The 20,929-nt window shown below is 60.6% G+C and carries 16 protein-coding genes and 1 tRNA gene; 4 read left to right on the top strand and 13 right to left on the bottom strand.

Translation table 11 applies throughout. The annotated features are described in order from the left end of the window. On the bottom strand, window positions 1-705 hold the full coding sequence (locus tag NKJ07_RS07110; RefSeq protein WP_318569891.1) for a hypothetical protein: 705 nt from the start codon (window positions 703-705) through the stop codon (window positions 1-3). 139 nt (window positions 706-844) lie between these two features. Here NKJ07_RS07110 and NKJ07_RS07105 point away from each other — a divergent pair, with 139 nt between their 5' ends. Beyond that, a complete protein-coding gene (locus NKJ07_RS07105) occupies window positions 845-1,348 on the top strand; it encodes a hypothetical protein (RefSeq protein WP_318569890.1) in 504 nt (167 codons plus the stop codon). On the opposite strand, the gene NKJ07_RS07100 is transcribed toward NKJ07_RS07105, so the two are convergent. The 3 genes from NKJ07_RS07100 to NKJ07_RS07090 form a co-directional block, all read right to left on the bottom strand. Beyond that, a complete protein-coding gene (locus NKJ07_RS07100) occupies window positions 1,345-2,673 on the bottom strand; it encodes a ParB N-terminal domain-containing protein (protein WP_318569889.1) in 1,329 nt (442 codons plus the stop codon). The genes NKJ07_RS07105 and NKJ07_RS07100 overlap by 4 nt on opposite strands. 578 nt (window positions 2,674-3,251) lie before the next feature. Next, entirely contained in the window at window positions 3,252-3,476 is a 225-nt protein-coding gene (locus tag NKJ07_RS07095) for a hypothetical protein (RefSeq protein ID WP_318569888.1), read from the bottom strand. Between the two features lie 114 nt (window positions 3,477-3,590). Beyond that, window positions 3,591-5,732, bottom strand: coding sequence for a restriction endonuclease PLD domain-containing protein (locus NKJ07_RS07090; RefSeq protein WP_318569887.1), 2,142 nt, complete (start codon window positions 5,730-5,732; stop codon window positions 3,591-3,593). Between the two features lie 430 nt (window positions 5,733-6,162). On the opposite strand from NKJ07_RS07090, the gene NKJ07_RS07085 reads away from it, so the two are divergent. Then, entirely contained in the window at window positions 6,163-6,921 is a 759-nt protein-coding gene (locus NKJ07_RS07085) for a hypothetical protein (RefSeq protein ID WP_318569886.1), read from the top strand. A gap of 160 nt (window positions 6,922-7,081) precedes the next feature. On the opposite strand, the gene NKJ07_RS07080 is transcribed toward NKJ07_RS07085, so the two are convergent. The 5 genes from NKJ07_RS07080 to NKJ07_RS07060 all read right to left on the bottom strand — a co-directional run bounded on the left by NKJ07_RS07080 (window position 7,082) and on the right by NKJ07_RS07060 (window position 15,038). Then, window positions 7,082-8,542, bottom strand: coding sequence for an ATP-binding protein (locus tag NKJ07_RS07080; RefSeq protein ID WP_318569885.1), 1,461 nt, complete (start codon window positions 8,540-8,542; stop codon window positions 7,082-7,084). Window positions 8,543-8,970: 428 nt separating this feature from the next. Beyond that, the gene (locus NKJ07_RS07075) at window positions 8,971-10,251 is read right to left on the bottom strand and encodes a DNA double-strand break repair nuclease NurA (protein ID WP_318569884.1); all 1,281 of its coding nucleotides are present in this window, start codon (window positions 10,249-10,251) and stop codon (window positions 8,971-8,973) included. Between the two features lie 2 nt (window positions 10,252-10,253). After that, window positions 10,254-13,526 carry an AAA family ATPase gene (locus tag NKJ07_RS07070; RefSeq protein WP_318569883.1) on the bottom strand — a complete coding sequence of 1,091 codons (3,273 nt, stop codon included), beginning with the start codon at window positions 13,524-13,526 and terminating at the stop codon, window positions 10,254-10,256. After that, the gene (locus NKJ07_RS07065) at window positions 13,523-14,683 is read right to left on the bottom strand and encodes a metallophosphoesterase family protein (protein ID WP_318569882.1); all 1,161 of its coding nucleotides are present in this window, start codon (window positions 14,681-14,683) and stop codon (window positions 13,523-13,525) included. The genes NKJ07_RS07070 and NKJ07_RS07065 overlap by 4 nt, the downstream gene beginning before the upstream one ends. A 280-nt stretch (window positions 14,684-14,963) precedes the next feature. Further along, window positions 14,964-15,038, bottom strand: a tRNA-Arg gene (locus NKJ07_RS07060). Between the two features lie 344 nt (window positions 15,039-15,382). Between NKJ07_RS07060 and NKJ07_RS07055 the strand changes: the two genes are divergently transcribed. Continuing rightward, the gene (locus NKJ07_RS07055) at window positions 15,383-15,994 is read left to right on the top strand and encodes an RAD55 family ATPase (RefSeq protein WP_318569881.1); all 612 of its coding nucleotides are present in this window, start codon (window positions 15,383-15,385) and stop codon (window positions 15,992-15,994) included. A gap of 58 nt (window positions 15,995-16,052) precedes the next feature. Next, complete coding sequence (locus NKJ07_RS07050) at window positions 16,053-16,475, top strand: CoA-binding protein (RefSeq protein ID WP_318569880.1); 423 nt, start codon at window positions 16,053-16,055, stop codon at window positions 16,473-16,475. Between the two features lie 83 nt (window positions 16,476-16,558). On the opposite strand, the gene NKJ07_RS07045 is transcribed toward NKJ07_RS07050, so the two are convergent. From NKJ07_RS07045 to NKJ07_RS07030, 4 genes are read right to left on the bottom strand one after another with little or no spacing between them, the layout of a single operon-like run. After that, window positions 16,559-16,918, bottom strand: a complete 360-nt coding sequence (locus NKJ07_RS07045) for a DUF5798 family protein (protein ID WP_318569879.1) — start codon at window positions 16,916-16,918, stop codon at window positions 16,559-16,561. 51 nt (window positions 16,919-16,969) lie between these two features. Beyond that, window positions 16,970-18,028 carry an ABC transporter permease gene (locus tag NKJ07_RS07040; RefSeq protein ID WP_318569878.1) on the bottom strand — a complete coding sequence of 353 codons (1,059 nt, stop codon included), beginning with the start codon at window positions 18,026-18,028 and terminating at the stop codon, window positions 16,970-16,972. Beyond that, window positions 18,021-19,820, bottom strand: a complete 1,800-nt coding sequence (locus NKJ07_RS07035) for an ABC transporter permease (RefSeq protein ID WP_318569877.1) — start codon at window positions 19,818-19,820, stop codon at window positions 18,021-18,023. The genes NKJ07_RS07040 and NKJ07_RS07035 overlap by 8 nt, the downstream gene beginning before the upstream one ends. Beyond that, entirely contained in the window at window positions 19,817-20,719 is a 903-nt protein-coding gene (locus NKJ07_RS07030) for an ABC transporter ATP-binding protein (RefSeq protein ID WP_318569876.1), read from the bottom strand. Before NKJ07_RS07030 ends, NKJ07_RS07035 begins: the two co-directional genes overlap by 4 nt. Window positions 20,720-20,929 lie beyond the last annotated feature (210 nt).

The raw sequence follows: 20,929 nt of genomic DNA, 5'->3' as shown, positions 1-20,929 counted from the left end.
TCACGTACCAAGCCGGTAGAGGAGCATATCGGTATTAGTCGAAAGGATGTTACCGACGAGCGCATCGACCGTCGACCCTGCCGTCGAGACACTGAACACGCAGACGCTTGCTGGACTCCTGTACCCGATGTCTGCCAATTTTTCGCTGACATCACCGTCCAGAGGTGCATTTCCGATATCGACCGTCGGCAAGCCTGCATCACGTAGCGTTTTGACGAACGTCGGTGTCCTCGACAGGACAATTCCACCAGACCGAAGGAACCCACACTCTTCGTTGAGCGTGTTCTGTAGCTGTTCGTCCGGAACCGACCCGTCCAGTGCCTCCTCCCACTGCAGTTTCGTGGGGCTGGAGTCTACCGAGTACCCGGTTACACTGTTTCTGTCGAGCGAGTCGATGATTTGGTCACGGGACGCAGCCTCAGCCTGTCCTCGATAGAAACTCCACACACCGGTGTTTTCGACGACTTGTTCGTCCCCGCTTTCGAGTAGCTCTCGAAAGGTCGCAGGGACACACAGGTCTCCGATTCGCGGCTTCGTGGGCATTTCTCCGAGCGTCGCTTGCGTCTGTGATTCGAAGATCTTGGAGCCGGTCAGGCGCTTGAGTGAGCTATGAGCGACGAGGAGGGATGGGTCAAGCAGTACGTCCAGTGGGGGACGGAATTTCGCATCGAGCTCTCTCCGGAGTTGGTCGTTGCCGGCACTCATTACACCTCGTTCCCCACCGACTACTGTTAATCCACCGTACCGAAAGCGAATCGTTGTAGTCATCTCGGCAATGTGAGTTGTCTACAGTTCTGGCCCCCCGAGACAACGGGACTAAACCGGGGAGTCCCTCCACGTGTAGTTGAACCTCGCCACGGAATTCGTCCACGCATCGAAGAGCCGATCTCCAGTCCACAAGTTCGTCGCCGACCACGGTCAGTCAGTGAACAGTAGTGGTATCGAACACGACCAGATTGCGGGGAGACCGGTTACCGTCTCGAAGGAGTTGACCGAGGCCGAACGTGAACTGGTCGCCGAGGCGATTGAAGAGACGGAACCTCAAACGAAGGCCTGCTGGGCTAATTCTCTCAAGATGTGGGAGTACGATAGTCGATTCTGGTACACGGATGGGTTCGCCGGTGTTTTCGACCTCGACATCGGCGGTCTCGAACACGCGTGGTGTATGCTGGACAGTGAGAAGCTCGTCGACGTCACCACGGAGTTCGATTATTACGACGGTGCCGTCATCGAGGATGTCGACGCTCTCCAACGCCACGCAGACAAGGCTATGAAGACGTATGGGATCCTCCGCGATCGCGACGACCAATACCGGTATCTCAAGAAACGAGGCTATATCGAGGTCTAGCTCACGGTCTGCTTCTTGTAAACGATGAAGTACGAGTGGTTCTTTCTCGCTCGTCGCTGACGCTTGATGTTCGAGAAGGTGGGCCTGTCCGGCCTCACGACTACAAATAGATCCTCTGCAGTGAACCCGAGTTGTTGCTCGTAGATGTTGGTCACTTCGACGTGCGTGAGTCGTTGCTGGTTACGGGACACCTCGTCTTGGAGTTTGACGATTAGGACACCATCGTCCGCCAGAACTCGGTGGGCTTCCCGACCAGCCAGAACGTACTCGTTGATGACTGCCTCATGGTAAGTGAACTCACTTCTCGACCCATCCCCGTATCGCTCTTTGATCCAGTAGTCATCCTCGTCAGATGGTTCCGATGGGGAATAGAAGCCCTCCGCGTACGGTGGATCCAGTACGACTGCGTCAATATTGTTGTCCTCGTAAGGTAGGTCACGATAATCGACAACCGCCTCACAGTACGGAGAGTACTTCGGATTAATGTCGGTCGCAAGTATGGTGTACGCGTCGTGGGGTACCTGCTTCCAGAACGTCCCCTCGTTGAACGTCACGTCGGCGACAACAGATCCTCGCTCGACGTGGAGGTCAAGGATTTTTTTGAACACAACGTCGTTATGAGCTTGGTGCGCGGATAGGATTAGGTCGTTGGGGTCTATCTGTTCGCCGTTGCTCTTTGCTGTCTCTCTCGTGTTTGGAGTGCCGTCCGTGGGATGCCGTTTGCGGACTTTCCGCCATGCGCTCTCGATAGAACTGTCACCTGTGTCGAGACGCGTGACCGCACCTTTCGCGACCGGATCGCCCAACTCTGCTGCGTTCCATACGGCAAGAGCCTTTTCGTACGTCTTTCCGCTACCCAGCCCGACTGCCGAAGCGACCTTATCACGGGTACGTCCGTACTCACGTTGACCACTTGTGGGAAGATTTTCCCGAAGGTCTGTACGGGTGCCCTGCCGTCGTTTCGCTCGTTCGGCTTCTACCTCGGCCAGTAATTCTGCCTCCCGCATCTTCTGGCTGTACGTTTTCTCCCGGTGGAGGTTGTATTGAACAAGGGCTTCGAGGCGTTCAAGCTCGCCTGTAAACTCCCTCATGATCACCGGGACTTCGTCGAATCCGACCCTCTTAGCGGCCTCAAGACGTCGGTGACCCGATATGAGTAGCCAGTCGGCCGCTACCACTAATGGTTGGAGGATGCCGTCCTTCCGGATACTTTCGACGAAAGAGTCGCTCAAGTCCTCACGGTCAGAGTACACCTCCTCGTTTCGTGGATTGAGGGTCGGCCGGTCAATTGGAACGAACTCGATCTGATGTTCTTCGAAAGCCACAGCAACTATTATAAGCAATAATATATAACCAGTCAACATCGCCTATGAATGGGCTTATATACCCATTCTAAGCGACAATACTACCTCTCGGTTTGGAAATATAACCCTAAGTATTAAGTGACCGGTTGTATCCGGCCATTGCATCGCCGTTTTGCCGAGCGGGATCGTCTCGAGGAGAGGTTCTCGACTAATCCTCTCTGTGGACGACGAGTACCTCCAGACGAGCGTTGTGACGTTTGCAGGACGGACAGGTGTCTCGGAATACGTCACCCTCCTCGACCGGGGGTGCATCACGGTACTCGATTAGTACTGTCTCTCCGCATCCGGGGAGCTGTTCGTCCGGGATATCGTCTGACCATCCCTCGTGTTCTGGGCACGGGTGCAGTGCTCTGACGTAATCGGTCATTCTGCACCCCTCCCGTAGCCAACCTTCTGGTATATACTCTAACCCGCAGGCTGCTGTCTCTCTGGTCGATCGTCGTAGCGAGAGCAACTGAAAAAGGGACATTGATTCATGAGGCCGCCTGAAACCATCTGTTCCACGCGTGTTCGTGTCTATGCTATGTACGACTGGGTGATCACTGACGTCCGATTCTCCTCTCGTCCATCCACTCGTTCAGGCGATTGAACATCTCTTGGCGTTCTGCTTCGGTCTTTTCTTCATGCTCAGACACCATCTGCTCGTGGACAGACACGATGTGTCTTGTCCCACACTTGGAACAGGAGGAATGTTGTAGGTCTTCATCGACTTCCCATTCGACCTCGGCGTCGCACGCGTCGCAATTGTCGACGATAGACGGCACGGTCGACTGACACCATTCGATATAAATAAATGTTGAACACGGCGGCAGCGTATGACTCATATTGTTGCACGAAACGAGCCTCGATTCGACGAACAAACCAGTCGTCCGGTTCCATCACCCAAAGAGGCGGCTCAGGAACCCACCTTCGGTATCAGCGTCGTCAGGGGCAGTCAGTTCGTTTAGATTGAGCCACTCGCTGAAGTCGTCGGGATTCTTGACGATAATGTTCCGACCGCTCTTCTCGGGTCGCATCTTCGTCGGGAGCGTCTTGCGGTAGCTGTAGAGTTCATGTGGCTCCAGACTGAACTCGGCGATGAGCTGGTCTTCACGACGCTCGAATTCGACATCGCCCCGTTCGTACGCCTGACGCCACTTTCGTTTCCCGATATTGTACCGGCGATTCGCAGGCTCCCTTGGGAAGTACTCCGGGATCTTTCTGCCGGCCTGATCGTAGAAGTCGAGGAAGACGCGTCGAACGTCTTCGACTGTCCCAGCCGCATCGAGGTACATCTCGTTTTCGAGGATACGACGAGAGACGTAGGCGAATATCGGATTGCGCTCGTCGAGGATCTCGTTCAAATCCTGTTGTGCCTCGTAGAACCCCTCATCCTCGGGATTTGAGGGGAACGCCACGTCAAAGTGAAGCATCTTCGTCCGGTTGCGGAACCAGTCATTCGGCCGGGAGTCGTTACTCGTGAAGATGATCGACGGGTAGGCGATGTCGTTCGTCGGATGCCACGAGTCCTGCCAGAAGTTCCGCAGGGTGTCGATGCGTTCGATCTTCTGCTTCGAGATGTCGGAGATCATGTAGGGAAACACGGTGTCGATGTTCCGAAGTGCCCGAATCTGGTTCTTCCCCACGTTGTCGGCATCTGCCCCACCCGTAACGAGGTCGTCCGAGACGAGACGCAGAACGAACTCGGTGAACATGTCCTTGCCGGCGTCGGACTCGCCGAAGATGTACAGATACTGTAGGGCGTTGTCGAGGGTCACGTTCCCATAGAACTGACGAGCGTACAGATTGACGAAGGGTGCCCACAGCCCGTAGAGTATCCCCTCGTACATGTGGGCCTTCACCGCTCGGCTGTTGTTCGTTTCTCCCCACCTATCGACCGTCTCCACGTAGTCCTCGATATTCGAGAGAGCGGCATCGAGTACCGCTGGATCCGGATCGTGGTCGGCAGTGAGAATTCGGTGGTGTTCTCCGTGCTGGAGGTGAACGCGTCCTGCACCCTCGTCCACCCACATCTTTGGCACGTCGTAGCGTGTCTGTAGGTAGTTCGTGTAGCCCTCGATGGGTGTCGTGATGGCGTCGGAGCCGACGTCTGCGCCTCGGCGCTTGAGGTCGGTTTTCATCTGGTTGACGTAGCCATCGTTCTCGTATCCTTGGGTCGAGAGCGTGATGGTGTACTCGGGCGTCCTTGCTGCGGTGACTCCTTCCGGAGTACTCTCGGCGTTATCGCCTGATCCATCCGAGCTGGATCCGGTCTCCTCGTCTTCTGGCACGACCTCTTCGTGTTGGATTGTGACAACCTCGTCCGCCTCGTCGGGGTCGTCAGTTACCCCGACCACGCGGTCGACCTCGCCACCAAGCTTCTCCAACTCGTTGCCGACGTTGGAGTGAAACTCCCCTTGTTCCGAGAGCTGAGTGTCGCGATTGTCGATCCATAGTTCGATTCGTCGCTCCTTCTCCTCCTCGTCGTCAAGTTGCTCCAGTTCCTTCACCAAGTCCTCCATGAAGATCTCGTTTGCGTAGTTATCACGATGGTCGTCGATCCACTGCTGGAACTGTTGGTCGAGTTGGGATCCCACCTCCGTATCGAACACGACGACACTGTTGGTCTGGTTCTTCCAGCTGTTGTAGGAGAAATTGGCGCTTCCTGAGATGAGCGTGACCTCCTCGTCCTCCTTGACGATTCGATAGAGCTTCGAGTGGACGACTTTCCGGTTCTTCAGCCGGATAATGAGCTTGTCGTCACGGTAGTACTGTTCGAGTTGCCGAGCGACGTTCACGTCGTTGACCGAGGATTGATACTCCTCTCGGTTGCCGACGAGAACGTCCATCGTCTCCAATTGTGACCCACGTTGATCGAACAGGTCGAGGAGAAGACCGGGGGACTCACAGTAAGTCACCGCGTCTATATGTACGGCTCCCTCGAAGAAGTTGGTGAACGACTCCCAACTCTTGACGGTCTGCCACTCCATCCCGGCGGAGTTCCCGAATCCACCCAGATTGATGGTCGTCGACCAGTTCATCTAACTGAAAGTTGAAGAGGCTGTTAATAATGGTTGGTGAATGATTATCAGCCGTCGAGAACCGCCTGCAACACGACTGGAACGTCACAGCCCGACGACCTTTTGACAGGAGTAGCCACACTTCGAGGTGCTTTCTCAAAAACACCATCTAGACGCTTCTTCTGTTAACATAACATGATTATGTTATGGTAACACGCTTGTTGTCTTCCTCCCGATGACGAGGGCCGTGGACGACTAGCGACTCCCCCGACCGAGGACGTGAATTTGATGCGTCCTCGATCGTATCGCCTCACTCCGTAACTTCACCGCGAGGGGCGGTTGATAGTTCTGAAGAGGACACAGTGTTCCGAACGGTTCGATACTCATTAGCTAACACACCCTCTCGGTGTTTGCACTTTTATTCAGCACCGGTATAGGGAGGGGCGCCACGATGGCAAAGAACGAATGGAAGATCATCGGGTTCAGACTACCCGAGATCCAACAGAAGCAACTCGACCGCTTCATCGAACAGAGCGAATATGATAGCAAGCAGGAGTATCTCCACGAAGTGGTGTTGGAAGACATTCGCGACGTCACGCTCGATGATCCAAGAGACGAACTCGAAGAAATCCGGCGTCAAAAAGCCATGCTTCGGAACGACATCGAGGAGGCGTCGGAAGAGCTGAAACAGATGCGTGACCGACTAAACGAGCTTGATGATGAAGAGGCCGAGCTCGCACAGGTCGTTGATGAACAACAAGTGGCAGGGGCAGAGTCGTACGAGGAAGCCGTCAGAGAAGTCGCCGACCGGGTCGTAGAAAATGAACACGTCATCTCCGAAAATTGGGAAGTCATTCAACGCGTCAGTGAAAGATGGCGCGAGGAACCTATTGACGTACTCCGGGACGTCTACATCTTGGATCCTCGGATCACAGAGAGACAGGCGTCACCGTTCAAATCGCAGGTCGTCCCGGAGGATTGGGAGAAACGGGTCGGAGACACCCGTGAGGAGGCAATCAATCTCGTTCGACTGTACTGTGAGACGCACAAGGATGATGAGGGTAGGCTTGGTGATGGGATCTACGTAGAGGATCCATATATTAAGCGAGTCGCCAGTGCCCACGACGAAACGAACGAGACACTCCTTCGTGCGGCAATTGGTGAGATGGACGAGGAGTACGAAGAAATCGTCTACGACCTGCGGGACTGAGCATCTCATTTTCAATCTGGCCCCGCTGGCAGATTTACGACGTATGTCAGTGACGAGGGGGACAGAACAGTGAGTCAATCAACAAGGACTCCATGGGGATTGTCAAGCGGATCGTGGACGAGCCCCTACCACGGCCGGTGGTGCTACACCGCTATCGCACTCAACTATCGTGACGCGTCAGGCAGTACGGGAGCCCCACAACCTCGACGGCCTCGACGTCCGGTGCCTTGATGACGGCTTGGCCCTTCGCGAACTTCGGAATGTCCTTCCGATAACTCCGTGGAACCGAGGGGACATCCTCAATAACCTCGTCACGCAGCTGCAGGAACACGTTGGTGTTGATCTGTTTCAGGATGTCCCCGTCGATGTCGCCCGGGTTCTGCGTAATCATCATCAGCCCCAATTTGTCCTTCCGCCCCTGCTTGGCGGCCTCGCGTGCTCGTCCAACAATGTATGCCTCCCGAACGTTGGACGGCCGTGAGAAGTAGTTGTGAGCCTCGTCCACCGCCACGAGCATCGGTGTGTGCTTGACAGCTGGATCGACGTCGAAGTCGTCGATCTTGTTCTCGATGATGTACGAGAGCAGCGAGAGCACGACGAGATACTCCTTCTCTCCGCGGAGGTGGCTCGTGGGGATGACTGTAACCTGCCCCTCGCGGAAGAGTTGATCCGTCATCTCCGGGAACGGGTTCGTGCCACCGTCGAACACGTCGAAGTACTCGCTCTGCTTGGCGCGTCTCCACACCGCGTCCCACGTTCCGTCGCCAATGCTGTTCCGCTCTCGAAGCCGACTCTCGGCGTCGTCGTGCTCCTCGAGGAAGTCGATGAAGTCTCTGTAACGTGGCTCGCCGACCGACCGTGACGGCCACTCCGCGTTGTCCTCGTCGAAGCAGCTGAAGTACGCCTCGATGCAACTGGTGATCGCCCCGCGTGTCACATCCGACATCTGGGCGAACGGCATCAACAGCCGAGGCTCGTGCTCGACGACGGAGAACGGGATCGTCAGCGGGATGCTTTCCGAGGTCGACGGGCTTCGAGTTCGGTCGACCTCAGGGACGAACACTTGCAGGTCGTCGACTCCGTCAAACTCGACGCCCTGTCGACGGAGTTTCCGACGTTGCTCGTCGGTCAGGCTCGGGTTATCCTCCCGCATCTCCCAGTATTCGTTTTCGGGGTCGAAGATGACGGTGTTGAGCCGGCTGTGCTGGACATCGTCATCGGCACTCACCTCTACCGGGTATCGCTTGCTGTCGACGAACTGACGGAGGAGATTTTTCGTAAAGTGCGTCTTCCCCGTACCAGTTGATCCGGCGACGAGCGCGTGCCTGAATACGGCTGGTTCTCCGTCTTCGGGCTCTCCGGTATCCGGGTCGATACCCGGATTCTGGATGTAGTACGCGAACTCCTCGTCATCGATAATCATCGCATCTCCGCCGACCGAGAGATAGCCGGCGAAGACACCCTCCTTAGGTATGTTCAGCCCCGTCCGGAGGTGATCTTCGTCCCGCGAGAGGCTAACCGACGTGTTCGGTTTCGGGATACGGTTGACGATACCGCGCTCCAGTTCTCCGCCCGCCCGCTGTCGGAGGATTGCGAGAGGGTCAAGTTCGGCGACCAGCACGAATTCGGACTCGTCTAGTTCGCGGCTCTTGCTGATCTGGTTGTGCGTGTCCGACTTGTCGTCGAGTTCCGTGTACGGCTCGTACCGTAGTCCATCGATGACCGAAAAGAGCAGATTGTCGTCGACTGGGTACGGAATCTCGACGTAGTCGCCGACGCGAACAGCGTCTCGCTGTCCAGTCATCACGAACGCGTTGACGTTGTACTCGTCTCGGGCGACACGAATCTCTTCACTCGCGAGAACGTGCCCCACTTCATCATCGCTTGGTTCTGAGGTTTCGTTCGCGACTTGTCTCTCGGGGATGGACGCGTCCACGTCATCGGGGGAGTCCGAATCGGGCTCCTCAGCAGACTCGGATTCTTCAGTTTGGTCTGCGGACTGTTCATCAGCGAAGGGATCGTCGTCGAGTAATTTGTCTACGTCGTCGGTCATAGGTCAGTGTCGTCGTCGAGGTCGCGCCAGCGACCGTCCCAGTTGTGGTCGTACGTTGCTTCGGTGCGCTCGATCAGATCACGAATCTTCCGCCGGTTCTCCCGGCTGATGCGAGCGAGTTTATCGGCACGCTCGATGGCGCGAGGGACGCCCTGTTGCTGTGCGATCTCTTTCAAGGCCTTCAGTTGAACGCGTTCGCGCATCTCGCTGTCCTGTACCATCAGATACGGAGCTTCGACTCGGAGGAGGTCGCCCGTCTTCGGCAGCCGGACAAAGCAGAACGCTCGGCGGTAGTCTGACGGACTTCCGTGTTCCAGCCGGTCGGCCAGTGGCTCAAGCAGCTCGTACCGTTGTCCGTTGATCTCCTGTCCGGCACTTACGAACCACGACGTGTACGTGAGGTAATCCAGATCGTCAAATCGGAGCACCTCGGCCATGAACTGATGATCACGTACCCACGGGACGTCGAGCAGTCTCCCGTTGTCGCCTCGGACGTCGTGTTGTTCGATCTTCTCGCGGAGCGCGTCGAGAACCTGCGACATCGAGGAGGTCTTGACGACTCCGAGCACGGGTTGTTCGCGCTCGTACTGCCGGTCGATGACCTCGATGTAGTTGCCGACGATTTCTGCGGGTAAGTTCCACGACCCAGCAGGAGACCGGCCGCCAGCATGGTCGAGCAGTACCCAGTAGACGATACCCAGCGGCAGGACGGATCCATCGAGGAACAGCGCACCATCCAGAGCATCCAACGACTCGACTGCCTGTCGGCTCTCACTCAATCGCTGTGCTACCGCGGCGACGGATTTGGAGATGTTCCGGGGCTCCTCGGTCGCCTCGGGAAATCGCACTAGATCCGCCGTGACGTACTCTCCTTCGAGGGTCTTCTCATGAAGGGTACTGTCGCCGTCATCGAGATATGCGACACCAACGACCCGGCCAGACCGTTCCAGCGTTCGATCGGCACTCCCGCCGGTAACCCCCGTTTTCGCATGGGCTGCGTCGACGACCAGCCCGTTGTTGTATTCGAGCGGACGCGTCGTGCTGGCGTCGACTCCGTAGGTAGCCCCATCCCACGGGTCATCCATCCACGTGCCCAGTTCGGCGAGACGCGTGCGGTGAAAGGCTGGTTCGTCGACGGCCTCGACGATACCACCCTCACGCTCCAACAGGCCAAACAGCCGACGAGCGTGTTCGGCCTGTGACTCTCGGTCGCGTGGGACGGCGGCGTCGATTTCGGCGAACAGTTCGCGGACGGCACCGATTGCCTCCGAGTCCATCCTCAGTCCGCCCCCGCCGAGCGCATGGTGACTCGGCTGGTGTTCGTCGCCTCGTCCATCTCGACGTAGCACTCGTGGTCAGCACCGTGAATCAGGGCCTCGTCGTGCGAGACGACGATCACCTGTGGGACGTCCCAGTCCCGAATCCGGTCGAGCATCTGTTCGAGCTGTCCCACGTGTCCTTGGTCAAGGAACGTCGTCGGCTCGTCGAGGATGAACGGAGGCAACCGGCCGCGGTCGCCCCCCTCCAACTCGGCGATGAGCTTGTAGATTCCCGCTCGGAGCGCGAGATTTACGATGGCGCGTTCGCCACCGCTCGCGTTGCTCGGGTCTTCTGTCGTGCCGTCGTCGCGGAGTAACTGGATGTCGTAGTCGTAGCTGTCACTCCGCTCCTTGTAGGTCTCGGTGATGACCACCCGCTGGTAGCTGCTGTTGAGATAGATGTCTTGGAAGATGTCGTTCGTGTACTCGTTGATGTACGCGAGGTACTTCTCCCGAAGCTCCGATTTGACGCTCTCGTAGATGTTGAGAGTGGTGTTCAGCTCGTCGTGGACGGCTTTCGCCCACTCGGCTCTCCGCTCGAACTCGTCGATTCGCTGTTTCAGCTCCCGGAGGTTCGATAGCTCGTTCTCGAGCGTGCTGCGCTCGTCGCGGAGGGTCTGTGCCTCCTCCTGTAGGTCACCACGCGTCTCCTTCCGCTGTTGGATTTTCTCCCTGACCTGTGAGAGCTTGTCTTCCAGCTGGTCGATATCGGTATCTCCCAGCTGGTCTTCGAGTTCGTCTTGCTCCTCCTGTAGACTGGAGAGGCGCTCGTTGAGGCTGTCGATCATCTGACGGTGAGTGTCGATGCTCTGGCGCTCGTCAGCGATTTGAGACTGCTTGTCTTCGATGTCGTCGTAGAGGTCAGTGATCCTCTTCACCGTCTCCTTGTGGGATCCGAGCTCCTCAACGCGTGACTCGACCTCTTCGAGAGCGACATGACGCTCATCGACAGTCTCTGTCTGTTCGTCGACATCGGTTTCGAGCGACGCGATCTGTTCTTCGGTCGATTTGATACGCTCATCCAGCTCGTCGAGTTCCTCGCGGAGGTCGTCGATCTCCGCCGCGATCTCCTCGACGTCCTCACGCTCTTCTTCGACTGCCTCGAATTGGGCGACGACCGCCTCACCGGCCTTTATCTCTGTCTCCAGTCGGTCGCGCTCTGTTTCCAGTTCTTCGATCTCTGCTGCGAGGTCGTCGACCTCTGTTTCGAGAGCGTCGATTGCCTCCTCGTACGATTCAATATCCGCTTCGATATCGGCGATTTCTCCCTCGAGTTCGTCCTCACGCTCGCGAAGGTCGGCGAGAGCCTCCTCTGCGACTTCGACCTCCTCACGACGGAACTCGATGAGGTCGTTGATGTCGCTACGGAGGTCGCGAATCTCCGCTTGTTGCTCTTCGAGTTCCTCGCGCTCGATTCGTCGTGCCTCCAGCCGATCACGCGTCTCGGTTATCTCTGATTCCAGTTCCTCGGCCTCCTCGTCGATATGGGCCTCATTGACTGGCTGTTTGCATCGGGGACACTTGCTCTCGGCTTCGAGTTCCCGCAGCTCTTCGAGATCGGCGAGGAGGGTGTCCTTCTGCTGGTCGAGTGCAGCGATACTGTTCCCGACCTCGTCGATTTCGACGTTGACCTCGTCCAGTCTATCGGGGAGCTGTTCACTCGCTGTTGACTCCAACTCCGCCTCAGAGAGATCGATGCCGTGTGCTTCTGCGCGCTCCGCAAGTGACGAGAGACGCTCCTCGAACTCGTCGGTTGCTTCCGTGGCTCGCTCTTGTGCAGTATCGATTTCGGTGTGAAGGTCGTCGAGTTCGTCTCTCTTCTCGTCGAGTGAGGTGCGTGTCGTTTCCAGTTCGTCGCGCTCGCCTTCGAGGTCTTTCTCTCGTTCGCCGAGTGTCGTTTCGCGCTGCGCCAACGTCGTCTCGGCCTCCCCGTGCTCGTCGTCGAGAGTCTCCAGCCGCTCCTTGACTTGGTCGAGCGTCGAGTCATCCACCGTCTCGACCGAGTCGAGGTCTGGGAGGAAATCGACGGCCATCTCGTTGCGCTCCTCGATCGAGGCATCGAGTTCGGTGTTCGCCGAGTCGAGGTCATCTGCTCGGTCGTCAAGCGTCTCCTCGATGGACTCACGCTCCTTGCGAAGGCTATCTAGCTCGTCACGGGCGTCATCCAGCTCACTCTTGAGGTCGTTTATCTCGTCGCGTGCGCGTTCCAGTTCCTTCTCACGGCTGGCCTGCTCGACAGACGCGTCCTGCACCTCGCTCTGCACCTCCTCGAGTGCGGTCTCTGCGGCAGTGGCTGTCCCGACTTCGTACTCGACTTCCGCGGAGAGATCCTCGATTTCGTCTTCGAGCGCCTCGATTTCGTCCTCTAACTCCTCGATGCGCGCCTCACACTCCTCGATCAGTTGCTGTCTGTCGGTTCGGTTCTCGTTTACCTCGTGTATCTCGTTCTCAGTTTCCTGCTTTTGATCGACGAGATCCTCGTAGCTCTTGATATCGCTCCCGAGGTCTGCACGCGTCTCGCGCAGTGTGTCCAAGTACTCCTCTACTTGCTCGATTTTGCCCTCGGTCTCCCGAATCTCTTCGTCCAGTTCGGTGATCTCGTCCTCGAACTCGTCCTCACTGCGGTCGAATTTCTCACGGAGTTCCTGCCGGCGGCTATCGGCGTTGTCGCTGTTTCGGTCGCTTACGCGTCCCGCGCCTCGCCGGGCCATCTTCATTGTCTGGATGTAGTCGTCGATCTCGTCCAGTCCGAGGAGACCGTCGATCATCTGTGCCCGATTGCTCGCCTCGATGAGGCGGTCGATCTCGCCCTGTTTGACGTAGACGGAGTTCGCGAAGTCGTCTTCGTCCATGCCGAGGATCCGTTGTACTTCCTCGCGGACATCACCGATACCCGAAACCGTGCGCGAAAGAGCGGGCGACGTCAGCGTCGCGCTGTTGGGCGTGCTGGTCGTGTATAGCTCCCACTCGACAGTGTAGTCGACACCGTCCGCCTCGAACACTAACTCGACGACGCCCTTCGTCTCACCACGGCGGACGAATTCGTCGAGTTTGAACGAATTGGTGCCCACGTTGCGGATCTCTGAGAGGAAGAGGCCACCGAACAGCCCCATCAGGAGCGAAGTCTTCCCCGCCCCGTTATCGCCGTGGATGAGGATTGTCCCCTCCGGGAAGTCGACGGTCTGGTCAGCGTAGCTGCGGATGTTCTGCAGGTGGAGTTGTTTGACTCTCATTCGGCTCCCTCCTCTTCGGCGGAGCCATCCTCGTCGAACGCCTCGTCTTGTGCCTCCATCAGGTACTCCTCGACCTCGTCGTCGAATCCAGTGGGCGTGGCTTTCCCTTCCCGGACGCGTTCCTCGATCTCGACGGCAACGCTGCTGAGATTGCTCTCGGCGAGCTTCTCTTCGATCAGGTTGTCTGCACTCTCGATGTCACCGCTCGGCCCTCCGGAGAGGTCTAGGTCTGGGCCGCCACGCTGATCGTTGACCCGACAGACTGCTGCTCCTCGATCCATCACCACCCCACGAACGTCGCGTGAGGTGACTGTCGTCGATTCGCCATCGAGCGCAACAGAGACGACCTTCTCCTCCACGTTGTGGCGGTCGACGACATCTTCCGCGTACGCGTGCCCGTCACCCTCGGCGAACTCGATGTCGATGTGGATGAAGTCGCGGGTGTCGAGTTCCTTCTCCCGTCGAATCAGTTCCCCGTCGTCGATTTCGAGGAGACTCACCGTGCGGGGTGAGGCTTCGTCCTTCGCGCACCGCTCGGTCGACCCGGCATACCAGACCTGTGTTCCTTCCTCAACTGTCCCAACGGTTTCGTGGTAGTCGCCGAGCGCGAGCGCGTCGAGGTCGACGTTGACTCGTTCGATGACGTCGCCGAGCGGGTGATTGGCGAAGAGTTCGGGAACGGGCGGATCCAGCAACTGGTGCATACAGAGGATCGTGAACGCGTCCTCGGGCGGCGCTTCGAGTTCGAAGTCCTCGGCGTGCCACGCGGGCTTCGTCACGGCATCGATGCCGTAGAGGGCGACTTCGCCGTTGACCAGCCGAGGGTTCCTGTCCAGTCGCTCGGCTGTCCTCGTCTTGTTGATGAGGTCGAGGTACTGGTCGTCCATCTTACGCTCGTGGTTGCCGACGATTCCATAGAAGGGGATGTCGGCTTCTCGGAGTCGTCCGAGGATATCGATACACCGGTTCAGGTCGGGAAGACTGGGGTCGCGCGAGTCGAACAGGTCACCCGTGTGGATGACGGCGTCGACGTTCTCGTCGATGGCATACTCGATGGCCTGCTCGAACGCCTCGGCGAAGTCCTCGCGCCGTACGTCGCTTCCGTACTGGCGGTTGCCGAGGTGGGTGTCGCTGACGTGGAGGAGACGCGTTGTCATGCAGTGGTGACTTTGGTCTGGCGTGACACATAAGAGCACTTCAACCGGAGTGAAAGTGGAACGGACGCTAACTACGAATCTTAGTAGATACTAAGGATCTCATGTAGCGCGCGCGACGATGTTTATTACCCAATACATATTTTAAAATATATTTAGCGCAGATAATCGCCAGACAAGAAGGCGTCAACCCGTCGCAGGTTGGGTTCACCTCTCTGGGAACTGATAGTATTTATAAATACCCCTCCGCCGTACTGTGATTCCTAAGCAAGTTGTAAGAGGATGGGCGCTGCAGGATTTGAACCCGCGACAACTTGGTCCGAAGCCAAGCACTCTGTCCAAACTGAGCTAAGCGCCCGTATCCGAACGTAGCGAGACACGCCCTGTTAAACCTCGTGGTTTCCCCCGGGATACCCGTCGTTTCGAGGCGGGCCACGGACGCGCAGCCCGAGCGCGTGGGGGTGTCAGCGGCGTTCCCCTCGTTCTTCTCGGGGAGCCGAGAGGAAGCCGACAGACCGTTGTACCCGCCGCTCTACTGGCTGTTTGAGTCGGTGACAGCCGAAAATCGTGATGACTAGTAAGGGAAGCAAAAAGAATATTACCGGCACACTGCATCTTGGTATCATCTAATGACTCCCGGAGAGTCGACCCGTCACACGAACGTCTGTCTACCAACGGGGATGACTACCCGGAGGGTCGTCCATGTATGACCTCTCGCCTGCGCTCGATGCCGAGGTTCAGCCAGGAACCAACATCCTGCTCGCTGGTCCACCACTGACCGGCAAGCGCGCGCTCGGCTTCGACATCCTCGCCGCCGGCGTCGACGCGGGAGACGGTGCCGTCGTCGTGAGTACGAAAGACAGCGCACAGCGCGTGCTGTCCGATCTCGAACGCCGGTTCGACTACGAGAACCAACCCGTCGCCGTCGTCGACTGCGTGACGCGACAGCAGGGGATCAACGACGTCACAGAGGACGAACGGATCAAGTACGTCTCCTCGCCCGTCGACATGACCGGCATCGGAATCAAGCTCTCGGAGATCCTCGAGGAGTTCTACCAGACCAGGGAGATCAAACACAACCGCGTCATGCTCCACTCGCTGTCGACGCTCCTGATGTACTCTGACCTCCAGACCGTCTTCCGCTTCCTCCACGTGTTCACCGGCCGGATCCAGAGCGTCGACGGCCTCGGGTTGTTCGCCATCGACTCGACCGCTCACGACGACAAGACGATGAACACCCTCAAACAGCTGTTCGACGGCATCGTCACCACGCACGAGGAGGGCGAGCCGACCGTCAGACTCCCCGGGAACTGACGGTCAGGGCCCCTCTGTCGACCGGTCGTTTTTATCCGCCGGGGTCGTCGATCCGACGATGCCAGTTACCAGCGACGCGGGACTGTCGCGCCTGCTCGAACGGGATCCGATCGCGATCGTCGGCTGTTCGCGCACCGCAGGGAAGGCCGCCCACGAGATCCCGCGCTACCTCCAGCGCCACGGCTACCGAATCGTTCCGGTCAACCCGATGGCCGACGAGATACTCGGCGAGACGGCGTACGACTCCCTGGCCGCGGTCCCCAACGAGGTCGAACTCGTCAACGTGTTCCGCCCGAGTCGAGAAGTGAGCGGGGTCGTCGATCGGGTGCTCGACCGGAACGAGTCGCGCGACGACGCCGAGGCGATCTGGCTCCAGCTCGGGATCCGCGACGACGACGCCGCGGTGCGCGCCGAGGCCGGCGGCCTCGATATCGTCCAGGATCGGTGTATGAAGGTCGAACACGCCCGGCTGCTCGGTTGAACGGTCGGAGACGGGTCCGGCGATCAGCGGCCACCGGTCACCGAGCTTCGTTCTCGCGTCTCACGCCCACCGGCGACGACGACTCAGTTCTGCGACGGGGTGTCGTCCGCGGCCGCCGTGTCTGCGTCGGGAGCGATGTCCGCATCCTCGTCCCCGTCACTATCACCATCGCCGTCGCCGTCGCCGGCGGCACCCTCGGCCTCTTCGATGTGTGTCTCGGCGACGACGGCGTCGAGGTCGATCCCCTCGCGCTCGGCGAGCGCTTCGAGGATCGCGCGCTGTTCGGCCACCTCGCGCTCGAGCCCGTCGACGCGCTCGTGCGTCGCGGTGACGGTCTCGCGCATCTCGCTGACCTGCGCGCGGAGGTCGTTCATCCGCTTGTACAGTTCCTCGCCCATCTCCGCGACCTTCTGGAGCTTCTTCGCGGTTCCACCGATTCCCATACCTCCGCGTGTGACCGCCGGCCTTGAGTGCGTTCCGCTTGTGCTTCGGCCTCAGCCGAGCGCGGCGGGGTCGACCCGGCGGGTGATCCACCGGAGCCCGAGGTACGCCGCGAGCGCGACGACCGCGAGGACGGCGACCGCCGCGGCGCTCGTCGGGTCCGCGCTGTCGATCGCGAGCCGCGCAGCGACGGTCGTGGGGTTGACCGGGAGCACTGCTGTGCCACCGAAGACGACGAGCACGGCGACGGAGTACAGCAACTGCGCGGTGCGGCGGTCGGGGGTGACGACACCGATCGCGAGCGCGAGCGACACCACGAGTACCCCGAGCGACCCGACGAGAGCGACGAGCAGTGCCGGGTGGGCGACAGCGGTCCCGTTTGCGCGGAGGAGCGCGATCCAGAGTGCCGCCTGGACCGGCGCGAGTCCCGCCGCCGCGAGGAGCTTCCCGTTCACGATGTCGCCGAACGACACCGGCGCGACGCGGAGCAGTTCGAGCGTTCCCCGGTCGATCTCCTCGGTGAGCGAGTCGACGGCGACCGAGCCGCTGATGAACACCGGGAGGAACAACAACAGCGGCACGAGCACGGTGTACGTGAATCCGAAGTACGGGCTCGTCACCCCTTCGGCGGGGAGGGCGAGCGGCGTGCGTTCGAGGGAGGCGGCGCGTTCGGTCCGCTCGGCCCGCTCGAACGCCCGGAGCGCCTCGCGGACCTGCACGACCGTCACGGTCGTCGCGACGTTCGAGTCGGGGACGGTCGCGCGGACGAACGTCCGCCCGTCGCGCCGCTGAACGACGAGCACCGCGTCGACGTCGCCCCGTTTGAACGACTCGACCGCCGCCTCCTGGGTGTCGAAGTCGATCGCCTGCATCCCGGGCTGGTCGCGCACCACCGCGGCGAGTTCGCGCGCCTCCTCGTCGGGGCCCGAGAGCGCGACCTCGACCTGGTAGCCCTGGACGCTCCCGGGATCGTACAGCGAGACGAGGCCGACGACGAGAAACGACGAGAAGGCGGCGATGAACAGCTGGATGAGAAGCGCGAGCACGATCGTCTTCTCGGCGCGGAGGACGGCGAGTTCGCGCCGGGCCACGGTGAGCGAGCCGTCAGCCAAGGAGCGTCACCACCGTGAGGTTGTACGCCGTGTGAACGACGACGGCGGCACCGAGTCCGGCGACATACGGTCGGAACCCGCCTCTGGCACCGAGCGCGGAGAGCGACGCCGTGACGGCGTGGACCACGAGCGGCGCAAGCAGGAGTCCGAGCGCGAGCGGGAGCGCCTCAACGCCCACGGTTCCGGCGGGCGCGAAGGCGGCGCGCCCGACGGCGAGTTCGGGCAGCCCGACGAGTTGGACGACCGCCGTCGCCTTCTCGCCGACGAAAAAGCCCGCACCCGAGGCCGTCCCGAGGGCGAGCGCGGAGCCGACCGTCGGCGCGAACCGCCCCTTCTCGAAGCCCGCCAGCACGTGGAGGCTCTTTGCGACCTCCTCGACGAGCGCGACCACACAGAGCACGAGCGGGATCGAGACGGAGATCGGCAGGGCGAACAGCACGGCGACGCCGAGCAGTTCGGCGACGAAGACGAACGGGATGAAAAGCGCCGACAGAAGCGCCACAGACCACGCCCCCGACAGGCGTGCGTCGAGCGCGTCGAGGAACTTCAGGGGGACGGGCCGCTGGGTGAACATGTCCTCCTCGCGGTAGACGCCGACGCCGAGGCCGAACAGGACGCCGGCGGAGAGGTAGAGCGGCCCGGTCGAGAACGCGTACGACGCGAGACCGACGGCAGAACCCTGGAGATCCCGGACCACGAGCGACAGCGGCGAGATGAGCGCGATCGGCGTCACGTTAGTGAAGATGGCTGGGACGAACGCGTAGGAGGTGAGAAACACCGAGACGGTGACCGTGACGAACGTGAGTTCCTTGAACGACCGGGCGAACATCGCGCCGACGAACGTCGCCGCGAGGAACAACAGCGCGAGTGGGACCACCGCGGCGACCGAGACGGGACCGCCGCCGACCGCGACCGCGATGAGCGCCGTGACGCCGACCATCGCGGCGAAGTACGGGAGCGTCTTCCCGGCGACGATGTCGGTCGGGGAGACGGGTGCGACGAGGAGGAGTTCCCCCCGCCGGTTGACCCGCTCGTTGAGCACGGTCGACCCGTACGCCTGGATGACGAAGTTCATCGGGACGAGAAACGCGAAGGCGAGCACGAGCGAGCCGAACGGAAAGGGCGGGTCGATGTCGGCGGGCGAACCGACGGAGTCCTGCGCGAAGACGCTCCCGCCGATCCCGGGGACCGCGAGCGGGCCGCCATCGCTCCCCGTGCTGGCGTCGGGCCCGGCCAGCCGATCGCCACCACCGTCGCCGGCGGCGGTGCCGTCCGCTCCGCCGCCCCCGCCGTCGCCACCGTCGCCGGCGTCTCCGCCGCTCACCGTCGAGGCCGCCTGGGCCTCCGCCCGCGTCGCGTACGACAGCGAGACGACGACGGGGAACGCGGCGCTCCGGTTCTCCTCGGCCCGCATCAGCGCCGCGTTGTGGCGTTCGACGCTCGCGCGGAACGCCGACAGCGCGGCCTCGCCCTTCCGCGTGTCGCGGGCGACGACACCCCCCTCGCGGACGAGCAGGTCGAGGTCGCCCGCGCGGAAGGCGTCCTCGCTGGGTGGTCGGGCCGCGAGACTCGTCGACGACGCGACCGGGTCGTGGTACGGGCTCGACTCGGCGACGCCGACGCGGTAGAGGTCGCGGTCCAGGGCGACCCCGCTCGAGAGCACGCCGACCCCGATCACACTCCCGACGACGACGAGCGCGAGGAGGCCGAGCACGAGCGTCCGGCGGTCGACGACGGCGGCCGAGCGGTCGACCTCCCAGCGCGCGATGCGGGCGATCGCGCGCGGTCTCACCGGGCCGCCTCCGCACGCGGATCCGTCTCGAGCGGCTGGCCGGCGATGTCGAGGAAGAGATCTTCGAGGCTCGGCTCGCGGGTCCGGATGTCCGAGACCGTCCCGCCGGCGCTCTCTGCCTCGGTCCTGAGCTCCTCGACGGCGGCCATGTCGTCGACGACCGTCAGGTGTTCGCCGTCGCCGGTCGGGTCGCTCCCCTCGACGGGGACGGTCGTGAACACGCGGTACGACGTGGTCCCGTGTTCGGCGCGGATCCGGTCGACGGTGCCGCGCGCGACGATCTGTCCGCGGTTCATGATGACGACGCGGTCGCAGACGCTCTCGACGTGGTAGAGGTTGTGTGCGGAGAAGACGACGGTCTTGCCCCGGTCGGCGAGTTCCCGGGTGAACTCCAGGACGTAGTTCGTCGTCAGGGGGTCCAGTCCCGACGCGGGTTCGTCGTAGATGAGGAGGTCGGGGTCGTTCACGAGCGAGCGCGCGATGGCGACCTTCCGTTTCATCCCCTTCGACATGTCGCCGAGTCGGCGCTCGCGGTGTTCGAGTTCGAGGCGATCGAGCGTCCCTTCGGTCCGCTCGCGGGCGACGTCGCGCGGAACGTCGTACAGATCGGCGAAGAACCGGAGATACGACCGAGGCGTCATGTCCTCGTACAGGGGGGACTCCTCGGGGAGGAAGCCGAGCGATCGGCGGGTCTCGGGATCGCCGGCGTCGCGTCCGTCGATCGTCGCCTCCCCACCCGACGGTTCGACCAGGCCGGCGAGCATCTTCAGCGTCGTCGTCTTGCCCGCGCCGTTGGGGCCGACGATGCCGAATATCTCGCCGCGGTCGACCGCGAAGTCGCTGCCGACGACGGCGGGGAACTCCCCGTAGGACTTCCGGAGATTCTCGACGGAGATCATTGACTCGTGGCTGTCCGCCGACCCTGTTTAATCTCACCCGCCGTCTCTCAGCGATGAGAACCGCCACGCGTCGGTGCCGTGTCGGGCGCCTTCGATCGGCCCACGGCCTTCGGCCACACGCCGGACGAACCTGAGCCGCCCGAGACGGGGCGACTACCTGTTCGTTCGACGTCGAAACCAGTTATTATCGGATAATTAATCATTTAACGG

Origin of the sequence: Salinigranum marinum (assembly GCF_024228675.1) — an archaeon.
GTDB lineage: Archaea > Halobacteriota > Halobacteria > Halobacteriales > Haloferacaceae > Salinigranum > Salinigranum marinum.
The sequence above is the reverse complement of the archived record's forward strand: the minus strand, read 5'-3'. Positions and strand labels throughout refer to the sequence as shown.